The sequence below is a fragment of the Lysinibacillus sp. FSL R7-0073 genome (genome assembly GCF_038009065.1).
Lineage (GTDB): Bacteria > Bacillota > Bacilli > Bacillales_A > Planococcaceae > Lysinibacillus > Lysinibacillus fusiformis.
The window spans coordinates 3,700,246-3,716,006 of record NZ_JBBPAS010000001.1 but is presented as its reverse complement, the minus strand read 5'-3'; the positions used below and the strand labels follow the sequence as shown (position 1 = coordinate 3,716,006).

Below are 15,761 nucleotides of genomic sequence, written 5' to 3'. Positions count from 1 at the left end.
CTTTTTAAAAGAAATAATCAATTAATAAACCAATTCCTAATAGGAAGCCGAAGATTGTATTCGTTTGCGCAGTATATTTCATCGCAGGCATCACTTCTTTGGCTTCTTTTTTATCTCTGAATATTTGAATGGCACGTAATGGTTTAGGAATACTTAAGAAAATAATCAAAGCCCAAAAAGTAATGCCATCAATTGCAACAAGGGCGATCACCCATAAGTATGATACGATAAAAAATCCTGATAGCACGGAGATTGCATTATCACGTCCTACCAAAATGGCTAATGTTTTGCGTCCACCTTCTGTATCGCCAACAATATCACGAATATTATTGGATAGCATAATAGCACCAACTAAAATCATACTTGGAACGGAAAGTAAAATGGCATCAAGTGTTACTGTAAGCGTTTGAATATAGAAAGCAATCAAAACGATTCCCATTCCCATTACTGCCCCAGAAATAATTTCTCCAAAAGGTGAATAGGCGATTGGATATGGCCCACCTGTATATAAAAAACCAATAAGCATACAAACTAGTCCGACAGCAGCTAACCACCAAGATGTTGAGGCACATATGTAGATGCCAAGTAGCATGGCAATAGCATAAAAGCTTAGCGCAATCATCATAATCGTTTTTGGTTGTACACCATGACGGACAATCGTTCCCCCAATTCCGACAGAATGCTCGTTATCTAATCCTAATTTGTAATCGTAATATTCATTGAACATATTCGTTGCTGCTTGAATAAGCATACTTGCAATGAGCATAGCAAAAAATAGTCCAAAATCAATTGTTTCTTTTTCAATTGCTAGTGCAATTGCTGTTCCTAGGAATACTGGAACAAATGAAGCGGTTAAAGTATGTGGACGTGTTAAATGCCACCAAACTTTAAAACCCCTATCAGCTTCAATGACTTTGGTCATAAGGTCTTTCTCTCCTTCAAATGTTGTCGACTCTTCTTATTTTAAACGAAGATTGAGAAAATGGGTAGGTTCACAGCTTATTACATACTGTAAAATGAAAAAAAGTGATACAATAGAACATGCATTTATGAACTGAAAATAAAAATAGGGTGAATAGCAACAGTACGAATGACACGGTTGCCAGCCCCCAAAATGATGTAATTTCGCCATCATTTATTATGTACACTGCAACAACGGAGGTAATTTTCATGCAACAGAAGTGGTACCAAGCCACAGAAGTAGAAGTGGACTATTTGGGCCAAAGCCTTCATTTTTATATGGAAACAATGGAAGTGAGTCACCTATCTGCATTAGCGTTTTATGCAGCAGGTGAAGAGTGCTATAAAGGTGAACGATTTTATTGGCAAAATAGAGAAAAAACAATGACATTAGTTGGGCTAGGACATGCCCATACCATTCAAAATAATAAAAAAAATGAACGTTTTGATGCTGTAGAAGCTGAATGGAAAAGTTTAACGAAAAACTGTCCGAAAGGACAAAGCGAGCTCCAACCTATTTTGTTCGGGGGCTTTACATTTGATCCACAAAATAATGTTGCTGGGGAATGGACGGGTTTTCCAGAGTCTTATTTTGCATTAGCGACATTTCAGCTTGTCATACGCGATGATAAGGCATATGTTAGCATTCATCTTCTGACACCGGATCAGGATGGTGAGGCTAAGTTTGAGGCATTGAGAAAAGAGCGAGATCATTTAGTTCATGCAGCACAGGTTAAGGAAGTGAAAACGTATTCAAAGCCTGAAATATCAAGCTACTTTGAGCCTTATAAAGACCCTTATTTAGCTTCTATTGACCAAGTGACAGCTTTAATTAAGCAAAAGAAAGCGGATAAGGTTGTTATTGCACGATCACTTGCACTGCAATTTAAAGAGCAAGTAACTGCTCCACAAGTGCTGTCGCAAATTATCCATGAACAACCAGAAAGTTATTTGTTCGGCTTAGAGCATGAAAATCTATTATTCTTCGGAGCATCACCTGAGCGTCTTGTAAAAGTGGAGGATGGTCGAGCATTTTCTTCATGTGTTGCTGGTTCAATTAAGCGAGGAAAAACAGCAGTAGAAGACGAGGCTTATGGACAAAGCTTGTTACATGATCCCAAAAACGGAGGGGAACACCAATATGTTGTCGATATGATTGCAGACACATTCCGTAAAAATTGTGTGGATATAACCCTCCCTGAAAGTCCACGTCTATTAAAAATACGAGATATTCAACATTTATACACACCTGTCGAGGGACAGCTAAATAAGGATGCTACGATACTACAACTCACAAAAACTTTACATCCTACTCCAGCATTAGGAGGCGTACCACGTATGGAAGCATTGGCGGCTATTCGTAAGTATGAACCGATGAATCGAGGCTTGTATGCTGCGCCAATTGGGTGGTTAGATGCAGAGGGAAATGGTGAATTTGCAGTTGCGATACGGTCAGCAGCATTGCTTCATGATAAAGCTTATTTATATGCCGGTGGCGGTATTGTAGCAGATTCAGAACCACAATCTGAATATGATGAAACATTAGTGAAATTCCGTCCAATGCTTCGTGCGCTAGGGGGACAATTACATGAGTGAACGGAAAATTTTAACAGATTATGTTTATAAAATGGTCGCGTCGTTAGTACAAGCTGGGGTAGAAACTGTTGTCGTTAGTCCAGGGTCACGTTCAACACCTCTTGCCTACGCGGTCGCTTCTACAAAACAATTAAAAATGTATCGTCAAGTAGATGAACGCTCAGCTGCTTTCTTTGCTTTAGGGCTTGCGAAAGCTACTGCTAAGCCTGTTGTTCTCTTATGTACATCCGGTACAGCAGCAGCAAACTACTTCCCTGCAATTGTTGAGGCAAGCTATGCTCGTGTGCCGCTGATTGTCATCACGGCTGATCGACCACATGAACTACGTGAGGTAGGTGCACCGCAGGCAATTAATCAGCCTCATTTATATGGTTCACATGTGAAATGGAGTGTAGATTTTCCATTAGCAGATGGTGCTGCTCCTACATTGCCTTTTATCGAACGTCATATTGCACGAGCAATAGCAATTGCTACAAGTGCACCTTTTGGACCAGTGCATATGAATGTTCCTTTCCGAGAGCCTTTATTAATTGATTTACAGGATGAATTGCCAACCATGACATTTAAACATAGCAGCATGGGACAATTAATCCCAACAAGCGCTGCTATGCAGGAACTTTCCGCTATTTTAAAGTCGACTAAAAGAGGCTTTATTATTGTTGGAGAATTAGCACTTGGCACGAATCTAGCGTTTGTCTGGGAATTTGTACGTCAGTTGAAATGGCCTGTCATAGTGGAAAGCTTGTCAAATATGCGTGCAGCTGTACCAGAGGATTGCTTACCATATCTCGTGACAACCTATGATGCCATTATGAAGAGTGAGGATTTTAAGGCACTTGTTCAGCCGGATACAGTTTTACGTATAGGGGCACAGCCTGTTTCTAAATTTATAATGCAATTTATTACTAAAACAGAGCCAAATGCTTATGTCATTATTGATGAAGATCCAATGTTTAGAGATGCTACTGGCGTATCTACACATTTTGTTCATGCAAATATCGACCAATGGTTAACACAATTAGCCATTACTAACACGGCATTTGAGGAAGCATACTTAACCGAATGGCAAAAAGCCAATCAGTTGGCTGCTACTTATATTGAACAATATTCAGAGGTAGAAAAAGATGAAGGAGCGATGGTCAGTCGTTTATTGAAAATGATTCCTGATGGTAGCGATATATTCGTTAGCAGTAGTATGCCAGTGCGTGATATTGATACATTTTTATTAGCAACACCGAAGGATATCCGTTTCTTTGCGAACCGTGGGACGAATGGGATTGATGGCGTAGTATCAACAGCATTGGGCTTCAGTGAAGGAAATGACCGAGAAACCTATTTATTGATTGGTGATCTAGCCTTTCTACATGATGTGAATGGGCTGATTGCTTCTAGATACCAAGAATGTAACTTAACCATTCTTGTGATGAATAATGATGGTGGAGGTATTTTTTCTTATTTACCTCAATCGACAGTAGAAGCCCATTACGAGGATCTTTTTGGCACACCGACTGCACTTGAATTCCATGATATTGCCCATATGTATAATATGGAGTATGTACGAGTAGATACTATCTCTGAATTATCAGAGAAGTTTTCATCAGACAAAACACGGCCTTTACGCTTAATTGAAATATTTACAAATAGAGCGGAAAACGTTCAGGCTCATCGAGCGTTATGGAACCGGATTAATGCGGAGTTAAAAGCATGACGAGCTTATTGATCCGTGGACTTAAAACCCATGTGGACATATGGAATGAAAACGGTAGCCATACATTAGTAGCTTTACATGGATTTACGGGAAGCACGGTTACCTGGAACAATCTAGCACAAGCTCTGCCGGATGTCCGTATAATTGCGATTGATTTAATTGGGCATGGGCATACAGCTACTCCAGAACAAATTAAGCGTTTTTCAATGGAGGAACAGTTACAGGACTTAGAGGAACTGTTTTGTCAGCTTCATATTGAGAAATTTACATTGTTGGGCTATTCAATGGGGGGAAGGATTGCATTATCTTATGCCATTGCGTTTCCTAATCGTATTCAAAAGCTTATTCTAGAAAGTGCATCTCCCGGTTTACGAACAGTAGAGGAACGACGTGAACGTAGTGAGCGAGATGACATATTAGCACAAAAAATCATCACTAATGGGTTAGTCTCTTTTGTGAATGCATGGGAGAATATACCGCTTTTTGCATCACAGCGTCATCTTTCTGACACTGTGCGAAAGGCCATTCGTGCAGAAAGACTTTCTCAGAAGGAAGAAGGATTGGCAGGAAGCTTAAGAGGTGTTGGAACAGGAACCCAACCTTCAAATTGGCACCTCTTGGACAAACTAGAAATACCTGTGCTACTGATTACGGGTTCATTGGATGAGAAATTTTGTAAAATTGCACTAGAAATGAAAGCGCTATTAAAAACTGTTAGGCATATGACAGTAATTGATGCTGGACATGCAATTCATGTGGAAAATCCCGCTGAGTTTGCTACAATAGTAGAGGAGTATATAACGTAATATTATTGTTACGTTAGCGCCTCGATAATAACGAGACGAATTTAGAATATAGGAGGCAATTCAATGACACGTCAATGGACTTCATTACATACTTATGAAGATATTAAGTATGAGTTCTATAACGGAATCGCAAAAATTACGATTAATCGTCCAGAAGTGCGTAATGCATTCCGCCCAAAAACGGTTATGGAAATGATTGATGCATTTTCACGTGCACGCGATGATAAAAATATCGGTGTAATTATTTTAACAGGTGAAGGTGAACATGCCTTCTGCTCAGGCGGAGATCAAAAAGTTCGCGGTCATGGTGGCTACGTAGGAGACGATGAAATCCCACGTCTAAACGTTCTTGATTTACAACGTTTAATCCGTGTAATTCCAAAACCTGTAGTGGCAATGGTTGCAGGCTATGCAATTGGTGGAGGACACGTATTACATGTTGTTTGTGATTTAACAATTGCTGCTGACAACGCTCGCTTTGGACAAACAGGTCCAAAAGTAGGTTCATTTGATGCTGGTTACGGCTCAGGCTATCTTGCTCGTATTATTGGACATAAAAAGGCTCGTGAAATTTGGTACCTTTGCCGTCAATACGATGCACAACAAGCGCTTGATATGGGCTTAGTTAATACAGTGGTTCCTTATGACCAATTAGAAGATGAAACTGTTCAATGGTGTGAAGAAATGCTACAAATGTCTCCAACTGCATTGCGCTTCTTAAAAGCAGCGATGAATGCAGATACTGACGGCTTAGCAGGTCTGCAACAAATGGCTGGTGACGCTACACTTCTTTATTACACAACAGATGAAGCAAAAGAAGGTCGTGACGCTTTCAAAGAAAAACGTCAACCAGACTTTGGCCAATTCCCAAGATTCCCTTGATTTAGCTAGAGTGCTTGTAAAGCTCGTATCTTTTAGAGATACGAGCTTTTTTGTATGCCTGGAAAATTGGTAGTGGTGGCTAGAGCGGGGAAAGTGATGGATAAAAGTGAAGTGACGGATAAAACAAAAAAGTAATCGATAAAAGCAAAATTATAACGTTTAAAAGCAAATGTATCATGAATAGACAAGGGCTAGGGTAAAGCGTTAAGATGTAGGATGATTGGAGTGACAAATATGTATCCGAATTGGATTATACAGCGTGCCTATTTAACACCGTTACGTAAGGCATTAACTTATAAAGAACAAAGTTGGACTTTTTTAGAGTTGAATGATTTATCTATTAAACGTGCCCGCCAAATAGTGGGACTGGGTATACAGCAGGGAGATCGGATTGCCATCATGGGGCCAAGTAAACCAGAGCTTGTAATCACCATGTATGCTTGCATGCATCTGCAATGTGAGATGGTTATGCTAAATCGTAGGTTGTCACAGGATGAACTTGGTTACCAGTTGGCGGATTCTGAGGCAGTTGCCGTATTGATTGCGGATGAGGATGTAAATAAGTTGCCTGCAAATACCGCTCATTATTTATTTTCAATGATTGAAGAGGGGGAAGAAGGTGCATTCGATATAGGAAAGGAATGGCCTTTGGACCAAACAACGACGATAATGTATACCTCTGGGACAACAGGCTTTCCAAAGGGGGTACGTCAAACGGTAGGTAACCATCAGGCAAGTGCAACGGCCTCGGTTTTAAATATTGGCCTACACGCTGATGATGTTTGGCTATGTGCTGTTCCGTTATTCCATATTAGTGGATTTTCGATATTAGTGCGTTCACTGCTATATGGCAATCAAGTCTATTTATATGATCATTTTGATGTAGAAGCTATTACGCATCATATTATGAATGGTGAAGTAACGCATATGTCAGTTGTAGCTGTGACGTTGGAAAGAATCTTACATACGTTGGAGCAACACAAAGGTAAAGCTTCCTCCCGTTTTAAATTAATGCTTGCTGGTGGAGGGCCAGTGCCAGCTGATTACTTAGCGAGAGCACATGCGTTAAACTTAGCTGTAGCTCAAACGTATGGAATGACAGAAACCTCCTCACAAACAGCTACATTAGCAAGTGAGGATGCGATACGGAAAATTGGCTCCGCTGGAAAGCCTTTATTTTTTAATCAAATCAAAATTGTAGAACCAAACGTGCAAGGCGAAGGAGAAATTTGCATTAAAGGGCCACATGTTACACCTGGCTATATCGGCCGTTTTGCACAAAAAAGCGCCACGCGCGATGGCTGGTTGCATACAGGAGATATTGGTTATCTAGATGAAGATGGGTATTTATTTGTCATAGATCGCAGAGCAGATTTGATAATTTCTGGTGGAGAAAATATATATCCTGCTGAAATAGAGAATGTGCTGCTCATGCATCCAGCTGTAAAGGAAGCAGGGGTATGTGGTGTCGATGATAAGCAATGGGGACAAGTACCGCTTGCCTTTGTTGTGTTGAATGAACAAGTATCAGTCGAACAATTACAAGCTTTCTGTCAACAGAAGCTGGCTAAATATAAGTTGCCAAAGGAAATTATTATTACAAACAGTCTCCCACGAAACGGAGCAGATAAGCTGCTTAGACGAAAATTACTACAATAAAATACTTGTAAATAAAATACTTGTAAAAAAGAAGCCTTTTGTACGCTAGGCTTCTTTTTATTTTGTAAATATTTGAACTTTTAGCATGAAATTAATCATTCATTAACATAATAAAAAAGGAGAGGCATAAACTATTTAGTAAAGGAGAATGACTCATATGAGGAAATATATATATAATGCTGTCATTATATTATTTGTTCTACAAATGAGTCATGTGCAAGTTTTTGCAAACTATGAAAAAGATGATGTAGCAACTGCTCATTCAATTAAAACACTACAATCTCTCATTAATAAAGAAGTTATGCAGCTATCAACGGAATTCTCTATTCACTATACTGGTGACATATCTGATATTAAAGATGAACTAACAGACATTACGAAAGGTGCGATTCAAAACTCTTATATTTATACTAATATTTCTAGCTTTAAATGGAAGTATGATGGTTATAGCAATAATATTGCTATTGCTTTTACATTTACCTATCATCTTTCACAAACAGAAGAAGCAATTGTCGAGCAAACATTGACAGATATCATTGCACCTATGCAAGGATTAAGCGACATACAAAAATTACAGGCTGCACATGATTTTATTGTTCTAACTGCGGAATATTCCAAGGAAACAGAAGGAAGTCAATATTCCCCTTACACACTACTGACAGAAAATAAGGGAGTCTGCCAGGCATATGCATTAGTGCTTTATCGAATGTTAGAAATGCTGGGCTTTGAGGTGCAGTATGTACCTGGAAAAGTGGGCGAACAGCTCCATGCGTGGGTATTAGTGAAACTTGATCATAATTGGTATCATATCGATGTGACATGGGATGATCCATTACCTGACCAGAAGGGGGAAGTACGTTATCAATACTTCTTGGTGTCGGATCGCCAATTATCACAGGACCATACCTGGGATTATGCAAGCTTTCCAGCTGCAACAAGTGAGAAATATTCTGATATGCAGGAAGTAACAAAAAGACAAAGTATAACAACGCCTTTGCATGAAGGTTTCAATCCAGATAGGGGTATATCTATACTGGACGGAAATAGGCTTGCCAACCAACCATTCATAGAAAAGCCTACAAAACTTGTTTCACAAAACCAAAATGAGTCAAACACTATAGTTCCGTTTGGCTTTAATGGATGGGCAACGATTTTAGTAGAAAGTATGGTGGCTTTCCTAGTGCCTCATTCAAAGGATATTCAAGTTTCCCAAACAACGAAGCGGTTCATATCGATAGAGCGAACAGAAAAACGAATGCCGCAAGAAAAATACGTCATAATAAAGGAGGTGTCCCATCCATTTTCGGGGCACCTCCTTCTTTCAATCAATTATTGAATGCTTAGAGCTTTATCTAATGTTTGAATGTTTTTCTTCATCAATGTAAAGTAAGTTTCTTTATTTTTTTCATCGTCTGCCGTTAATACACTTAAATTATGCAATACAAGGGATTCTGCACCAACTTCTTTTTGAATTACCTCTGCTAATTTAGAAGAGACATTTTGTTCAAATAAAATATAGTGAATATGCAGTTCATTAGCTTTATCAACAATCGTTGTTAGTTCTTTTTGTGATGGTTCATTTTGAGAATTCAAGCCAGCAATAGGTACTTGTGTTAGACCATATTGACCTGCAATATAGCCGAATGCTGCATGAGATACAAAAAATGTTTTATTTTGTGCTTGATCAGCCATTGCTTTAAACTCACCATCTAAATCTTGTAATTCTTTTACCAATGTCTCGTAATTTTGATTAAAAGTAGATTCTTCAGCAGGCATTTTTTCCACTAACGTGTTTTTAATAGCAAGTGCTAAATCTTGACTAATTGTTGGAGACAGCCAAACATGAGGGTCGATATCTCCATGCTCATGGTCGTCATGACCGTGTTCATCTTCTGCATGAGCATGATCTTCCTCTGTTGTAGCATGCTCATGGTCATCATCTTCAGCATGAACATGACCTGTGCTGATAGCTAATTTTTCATCAGACACCTCATCAGCAGTTGCCACCATTGTGACATCTTCAGTGGCTAAGGTCTTTTTAGCATTTTCAACAAAGCCCTCAAGTCCTAAGCCAATATAGAAAAAGATATTAGCATCTGCTAATTTCATCATATCCTTTTGTGTTGGTTCAAATGTATGTTCATTAGCACCAGCAGGATAAATAGAAGAAACATCCACAAAGTCACCACCAATACGCTGTGCAAAATAGCTTAAAGGATATACAGTAGTATAAATTGTTAATTTATCTTTCTCATTAGAAGATTTTTGGGTAGTAGATGATTGGTCTCCGCAGGCAGCGGTAAACAGGGCAAGAACTGTGACTAGCAATAATACATAAACTTTTTTCATATAATATAATCCCTTCTTTAAATAGTAACCATTACGATTTATTTTTTAGAACAGTTATTATAATAACGCACAACTTCAAAAAGTACAAGAAAAAATGACCTCCGAAAATTAATTCTTTTTCGAAGGCCATTTTTCTGGCACTGGATCAAAGCCACCAGAATGAAATGGATGGCATTTGGATATACGCGTAATAGTTAGAATAAATCCTTTTAGCGCCCCATGTTTTTGAAAAGCTTCGAGGCCATAAGAAGAACATGTGGGATGGAAACGACAAGTAGGTGGCGTCATAGGTGAGATGTATTTTCTGTAAAACTTAATGAGCCAAATAAAGGGATATTTCATCGTTGTTCTTCCTCTTGTTGCGATGTAAATTGTTCTGGCTTTGCGTCAATTGTTTGCGTAAAGATATTGTTTTTTTTCTTGATAATGAAAATGACAGAAAGACCGAACATTAACATCATCATAGCAATCATAATAATAATTGGTAATGGCACACCCATTGCTTTCACTCCAAATTCAATTAATAAAATGTATAAATAATGAATGACTTGCTAGTTCTCCTCTTGATGATAGCTTTGTTTAGGTTTTTCATCAACGGTATGTTTAAAAGCATAGGCACGGTTGACACTGATAACTGTCGCAATAGTGATAATAATAACGATGATGATTGCGACGATTAAGAGCGTAGTTAAACTCATCATACTCACTCCGTTCTTTGTTCATCATATTTATTATAAGTTAAAATGACATTTTAATTGTGAAGGAAGTTTGACATTCCAGGGAATAAAACAACACCTTTCTCTCCATACTATGGGAAAAGGAGTGAATCGTAAAGATGGATCGTCAGCGTGTATATTTTTCACTTGCCAATAGAACCTATTATACTAATCCATATGCAGGACCTTGGAATTTTGAACTTAATGTGGATCGACAAGCATTAGATGTTTTTGAGAGAATTTTTCAGCAAATGCAGTTGTTAGAAATCTCCAATGCATGGCGTGCACAGTTACCGTATATCCAATATCACTTAGATAGAGAAAATGATGAAATTGATTTAAGATTGATGAAAATTTATGCATTAGTTCATGAGTATGGAGATGAGGAAACGAAGGCTTTTGTGGAGCAGCTACCTTATTTTAATAAGCGTGTCTAATGGGGTTGATTTTCACTTTGAGTGTCGCCACTCTCAGTGAAAATCAATCACCTTAGTAGAGGGTATTAACATATTGCCTTTAATATAGTAAAAACAGCTTCACGTGGGACGATTACAGGTATATTCAGTTGATGTTTAATCATATTTTTCATAGGTGTCGAATAGCCCATACAATCAAGAATGAGCAGATCAGCTCCATCGTATTCTAATTGCTGTGCCTTTGCTAATAAATCAAGTGCATTAAAGTGGTAAGGTGAACTTGCAGAAAAGATCACGTCAAAATGAGCATTTTGCCATTTTTCTTCAACAGTTATTTGTTGCTCAGGCTCAGGACCTATTAAACCAATGGCTAATTCCGTATGAAGGCCCTTCACTAAGTTAGTCATCATACGATCGGGGAGTAAAAGATTTTTAAAGGATAGTTTATTGGTAAAATCGCCTGTACACATCAGTAAAATCCAAGTAAAGTCATGGAGATCATGAAGGCATTGCTGAATATGGGGCATGAGCTTTGCTTTACTTAACCTTACCTGCTGACCATTTGTCAGGAGAGTCACTAAAACATCATTGTCTTCCTGTGAGGGAGATAGCGCAGCAATTTCAGATGGTGAAAGAGAATCAAGGACACCAAATTCATGAACATGAAGGCCTCCTTGTCTTAATTGCTGAATATCCTCCGCCATATCTTTGCGAGGGGCTTGACCAATAGTTACAATGGCAATTTTTGAGTTTTCCATTGGACTTCCTCCGCTTCATAATATTTTTCTCCGTTTACATAAGTTTGTAGTACTTTCGCTTCGGTTTCAAAAATAGGGTGAGACCAAACAACAAAATCAGCATCTTTACCTTTCTCAAGACTACCAATTCGATGATCAAGCTGTACAAGCTTTGCTGCATGTATCGTAATGCTTTTTAAGGCTGTTTGTTCATCTAACCCATAACGAATTGCTTCAGAGGCACAATACTTTAAGTACTGAATCGGTACAAAGGGATGATCCGTCATGATAGCAAAAGGAATGTTATGCTCTTTAAATATGGCAGCAATCGCTGGTGTAGAATGCCGTGTTTCATATTTAGATGGGGTTAACATATAAGGACCAAGCGTAGCCTGGAATCCACTATTTTTTACTGCATCAACAATGAGATACCCTTCTGTACAATGCTCTAAATGGAGCTTCACATTAAATTCTTTGGCAATTCGTATAGCGGTCATAATATCATCTGCTCTATGGCAGTGAAGACGAAGGGGCATTTCACCACGAAGTACCTCAATAAATGGTCGTAATTCGGTATTTTGGGATACTTCTTCAGATTGCTCCTGTTCATTCAGCAGGCTAGCCCGTTGGAAGCCATCACGTAGCAGCTGAGCAATCGCCATACGGGTCATTGGCTTTCGTTTATATTGATTACCAAAGACGTTCTTTGGATTTTCCCCTAATGCTCCTTTTAATCCACTTCGTTCTACTAGGACACGAGAAGCAAGGGTAGGACCTGCTGTTTTTAGGATACTCCAAATACCACCAATAACATTGGCACTACCCGGACCAGTTTGTACTGTTGTCACGCCACCTTCAAGTGCATGCTGAAAGGAGAAATGGCGAATATCAACACTGTCCAAAGCATGCATAAGCGGCGTAAATGGCTCACTATATTCATTAGCATCATTAATATCTTCGGTTACTTCAGCCCATGTTCCGACATGTGCATGGATATCAATTAATCCTGGTGTGACATAAGCTCCCTGTAGATCGATTACGTGCGCATGAGGGGGAATTTCTTTGGCTGACCCTACATAAACAATGCGACCATTTTCAACCCATAGCTGGTCAAAAGTATCATTTTGTTCATTGACTGTGAGAAACGTTGCATGATGATAAATTATCATTTTGACATACCTTCTTCCGTTGCATAAACTTTTTCCCCTTTAATAAAAGTAGCGATAACCTGTGCGTCTAAATTTAATGGGTGCTTATCCCATATCACAAAATCAGCATAAAGGCCATCACGAATAGCACCTGTTTTATGGGCAATGCCAAGGAAATCAGCAGCACCCGTTGTCAATGAATAGAGAACATCGGAGCGTGACATACCTTCTCTAACGGCTAAACAACCTTCTAATGTCAGATGAGATGTGCTACTAACAGGATGATCTGTACAAAAAACAAATGGAATTGTTTGAGTGAATAGCTGACGATACAGCTTTGGCGACAGCTCCATCATCTCATTATGCTCAATATAACGGAATGTTGGTCCAGCTATAACCGTATGGAAAGCTGTCTCCTCAAGAAGAGGAATTTCCGTGCCATGAATAATATGAAAGTCAAAAGCATTATTAAATTCTTGTTGTAGTCGATGAATTAGTTCAATATCGACAGCTTTATGTGCCCGCACAACAATTTTATGGATGGAAGGATCCTGTTGTTGAATTTGTTGAAGTGTGTCCCTTAAGATTTTAGCGATGCCCATACGAGTCAGTGGCTTTTTCTTTTCAGCAAAAAATGTACTTTTTGCCTGGTGCCCTATAGAAAAGGAATAAGCGACATCTTTTGCAATCACCATTTCATCTACAGTTGTATGTGTATGATGAATGATAGCCGTTTTGGCACCAATTAAGCTTTTTGGAGAAGGAACAATATGAGATGCTGTAACCCCATGTGAGACAGACTTTTGAAAGGCTACATCAAACGGGTAAATGCCATCAACAACTGAATATTGTAGATGCGAATCAAATTCATAACTATCATCACCTTCCCAACGAATGCCAATTTCAGCTAAACCAATTTGTGAACAACTATCGATTAGGCCAGGAGTAATATAATAGCCATCCAAATTTATTTCATTCTCATCAGTATGTGTAGCTTGTTCGAAATACTCTCCTTGTACTTGGAATGACTGTTTGGCAAAGCTACGAGTGTCAGAGTTAAATACAAGCCCATTTATATATCGAGTCATCGGATCAGATCTCTCCTTATGAAGAGAAAAGCGGAGACAAGAATCTCCACTTTTCTGGTTGAGTTATTTTGAAATGGATACGTTTGTACCATTTGGATGAACAATTTGAACAGAGTTATCAGCAGAAACTTCAAAGCCCTGCACATTTTTATTCACGCCTGCAACAGTTTGAGTTGCTTCTAATTCGATACGTGGAACATCCGCTAGTATAAGTTTTAATGCCTCTTGATATAATTTTGCTCGTTCTTCTTGTACGACTGTTTCGGATACAGCACGCTCCAATAATTTATCAACCTCTGGATTGCTGTAGCCTTTACCATTACCTAACGCTCCTATTTGATTTGTGTGAAATAATTGGTAGAGGAAGAAATATGGATCTGGATACCAAGTCCAACCACCAATATTCATTGGAGCATTGCCCTTTGCTACTGTATCACTGTAAGTACCCCATTCAAGTACTTTAATTTCAACATCTATATTTAAATTTTTCTTCAATTGACTTTGGAAAATCGTTGCGTAAGGGACACGTGCCTCTGATACGTAAATCTCCGTTTTGAAGCCGTCAGCATAGCCGGCATCCGCTAATAATTTTTTAGCTTCTTCAGGATTATATTTCGGTACCATATCGACTAAGGATTTATCATAGCCCCAAGAACCTGGAGGTAATGGTAAATATGAGACGTCACCGCCACCCCATTGATTAACACCAGAAATGATTTCCTCAACATTTGTTGCCATATAAATGGCTTCACGTACACGTTTATCGGCAGTTGGACCAACCTTATTGTTAAGATCTAGGTAAACAATGGATAAGCCCGGATTTGTTAAAAGCTCAAGATTACTATCTTGATTGATAATTTCTCGATTTTGGCCTTTTACGTCCATCGCGATATCAATATCACCTGAACGTAATGCATTGGTCATCATATTTTGGTCGGAGATAAATTTCATTGTTAAATGATCGAGATGTGGTTTGTCCCCCCAATAATTTTCATGGCGCGCCAGTTTTACTTCTTGGTCTTTTTTCCACTCTGTTAACTGGAATGGACCAGTACCAACGAAATGCTCAGAAAATTTATCGCCCCATCCTTCAATCTCTTCTTTTGGAATAATGATATTCCCAGCATCAGTTAGCATAGCAAGTAGGGCAGCATTAGGAGTAGCTAAGTGAATCTCTACTTCATAATCAGATAGTACCTTAACCTCTGTCACGCCACTAAGACGATTCATAGCCGACCCTTTAGCAGAACGTTCTAATGAATATTTCACATCTTCAGCTGTCATCTCACGACCATCTTGGTATTGTCCTTTTTGGAATTTTACACCCTCACGTAATTTGAACGTATAAACTAACATATCATCTGATACTTTCCATTCCGTTGCTAAAGAGGGAATGATATCCGACAGATCTTTGTTATAAACAACTAAAGTATCACCCATTTGACGCATTACCTGTGATTCATAAACCCCCGTATATTTGATCGGGTCAAACGTTTTGGCATTCGCTGAAAGACCAACATTTAATGAGCCTCCAGAAGTAACTTCTCCATCTTTTTCATCTGTTGAGTTATTTTTTTCTGTATTCCCACCACAAGCAGCTAAAACAGCAATCATTAAAGTTAAAAAGAAAAGTAGGAAAGATTTTTTTACGTTTATTTTCTTCATCCGTGCTAGCCTCCTTTATTTTGTTTCACAA

At 38.7% G+C, this 15,761-nt stretch carries 16 protein-coding genes; 7 read left to right on the top strand and 9 right to left on the bottom strand.

Annotated features, from left to right (window positions below; all coding sequences use genetic code 11):
• Positions 1 to 4: 4 nt before the first annotated feature.
• Positions 5 to 922: a 1,4-dihydroxy-2-naphthoate polyprenyltransferase gene (locus tag MKY88_RS18545; RefSeq protein WP_069482420.1), complete on the bottom strand. Its 918-nt coding sequence runs from the start codon at positions 920 to 922 to the stop codon at positions 5 to 7.
• A gap of 248 nt (positions 923 to 1,170) precedes the next feature.
• Here MKY88_RS18545 and MKY88_RS18540 point away from each other — a divergent pair, with 248 nt between their 5' ends.
• The 6 genes from MKY88_RS18540 to MKY88_RS18515 all read left to right on the top strand — a co-directional run bounded on the left by MKY88_RS18540 (position 1,171) and on the right by MKY88_RS18515 (position 8,947).
• Positions 1,171 to 2,556: an isochorismate synthase gene (locus tag MKY88_RS18540; protein WP_328203657.1), complete on the top strand. Its 1,386-nt coding sequence runs from the start codon at positions 1,171 to 1,173 to the stop codon at positions 2,554 to 2,556.
• Entirely contained in the window at positions 2,549 to 4,264 is a 1,716-nt protein-coding gene (menD, locus tag MKY88_RS18535; RefSeq protein WP_340814408.1) for a 2-succinyl-5-enolpyruvyl-6-hydroxy-3-cyclohexene-1-carboxylic-acid synthase, read from the top strand. The genes MKY88_RS18540 and menD overlap by 8 nt, the downstream gene beginning before the upstream one ends.
• Positions 4,261 to 5,070 (top strand): 2-succinyl-6-hydroxy-2,4-cyclohexadiene-1-carboxylate synthase, encoded by an 810-nt coding sequence (gene menH, locus MKY88_RS18530; protein WP_193832919.1) that lies wholly within the window; start codon positions 4,261 to 4,263, stop codon positions 5,068 to 5,070. Before menD ends, menH begins: the two co-directional genes overlap by 4 nt.
• 63 nt (positions 5,071 to 5,133) lie before the next feature.
• Positions 5,134 to 5,952 (top strand): 1,4-dihydroxy-2-naphthoyl-CoA synthase, encoded by an 819-nt coding sequence (gene menB, locus MKY88_RS18525; RefSeq protein ID WP_008180343.1) that lies wholly within the window; start codon positions 5,134 to 5,136, stop codon positions 5,950 to 5,952.
• Between the two features lie 234 nt (positions 5,953 to 6,186).
• Positions 6,187 to 7,611, top strand: coding sequence for an o-succinylbenzoate--CoA ligase (locus MKY88_RS18520; protein ID WP_193832918.1), 1,425 nt, complete (start codon positions 6,187 to 6,189; stop codon positions 7,609 to 7,611).
• A gap of 157 nt (positions 7,612 to 7,768) precedes the next feature.
• The gene (locus MKY88_RS18515; protein ID WP_340814405.1) at positions 7,769 to 8,947 is read left to right on the top strand and encodes a transglutaminase domain-containing protein; all 1,179 of its coding nucleotides are present in this window, start codon (positions 7,769 to 7,771) and stop codon (positions 8,945 to 8,947) included.
• On the opposite strand, the gene MKY88_RS18510 is transcribed toward MKY88_RS18515, so the two are convergent.
• From MKY88_RS18510 to ytzI, 4 genes are all read right to left on the bottom strand, one after another.
• A complete protein-coding gene (locus MKY88_RS18510; protein ID WP_328203663.1) occupies positions 8,941 to 9,960 on the bottom strand; it encodes a metal ABC transporter solute-binding protein, Zn/Mn family in 1,020 nt (339 codons plus the stop codon). The genes MKY88_RS18515 and MKY88_RS18510 overlap by 7 nt on opposite strands.
• Positions 9,961 to 10,068: 108 nt before the next feature.
• The gene (yidD, locus tag MKY88_RS18505; RefSeq protein ID WP_069482413.1) at positions 10,069 to 10,302 is read right to left on the bottom strand and encodes a membrane protein insertion efficiency factor YidD; all 234 of its coding nucleotides are present in this window, start codon (positions 10,300 to 10,302) and stop codon (positions 10,069 to 10,071) included.
• Positions 10,299 to 10,460 (bottom strand): hypothetical protein, encoded by a 162-nt coding sequence (locus tag MKY88_RS18500; protein ID WP_175423068.1) that lies wholly within the window; start codon positions 10,458 to 10,460, stop codon positions 10,299 to 10,301. The genes yidD and MKY88_RS18500 overlap by 4 nt, the downstream gene beginning before the upstream one ends.
• A 51-nt stretch (positions 10,461 to 10,511) precedes the next feature.
• The gene (ytzI, locus tag MKY88_RS18495; RefSeq protein ID WP_225316113.1) at positions 10,512 to 10,661 is read right to left on the bottom strand and encodes a YtzI protein; all 150 of its coding nucleotides are present in this window, start codon (positions 10,659 to 10,661) and stop codon (positions 10,512 to 10,514) included.
• A 134-nt stretch (positions 10,662 to 10,795) separates the two neighbouring features.
• Between ytzI and MKY88_RS18490 the strand changes: the two genes are divergently transcribed.
• Positions 10,796 to 11,113: a hypothetical protein gene (locus MKY88_RS18490; protein ID WP_025117462.1), complete on the top strand. Its 318-nt coding sequence runs from the start codon at positions 10,796 to 10,798 to the stop codon at positions 11,111 to 11,113.
• Positions 11,114 to 11,178: 65 nt separating this feature from the next.
• On the opposite strand, the gene MKY88_RS18485 is transcribed toward MKY88_RS18490, so the two are convergent.
• From MKY88_RS18485 to MKY88_RS18470, 4 genes are all read right to left on the bottom strand, one after another.
• Positions 11,179 to 11,850, bottom strand: a complete 672-nt coding sequence (locus tag MKY88_RS18485) for an AroM family protein (protein ID WP_328203667.1) — start codon at positions 11,848 to 11,850, stop codon at positions 11,179 to 11,181.
• A complete protein-coding gene (locus MKY88_RS18480; protein WP_340814402.1) occupies positions 11,823 to 12,998 on the bottom strand; it encodes an amidohydrolase in 1,176 nt (391 codons plus the stop codon). Before MKY88_RS18480 ends, MKY88_RS18485 begins: the two co-directional genes overlap by 28 nt.
• Positions 12,995 to 14,065: an amidohydrolase family protein gene (locus MKY88_RS18475; protein ID WP_340814400.1), complete on the bottom strand. Its 1,071-nt coding sequence runs from the start codon at positions 14,063 to 14,065 to the stop codon at positions 12,995 to 12,997. The genes MKY88_RS18480 and MKY88_RS18475 overlap by 4 nt, the downstream gene beginning before the upstream one ends.
• Positions 14,066 to 14,128: 63 nt before the next feature.
• A complete protein-coding gene (locus MKY88_RS18470) occupies positions 14,129 to 15,730 on the bottom strand; it encodes an ABC transporter substrate-binding protein (protein ID WP_340814399.1) in 1,602 nt (533 codons plus the stop codon).
• Positions 15,731 to 15,761 lie beyond the last annotated feature (31 nt).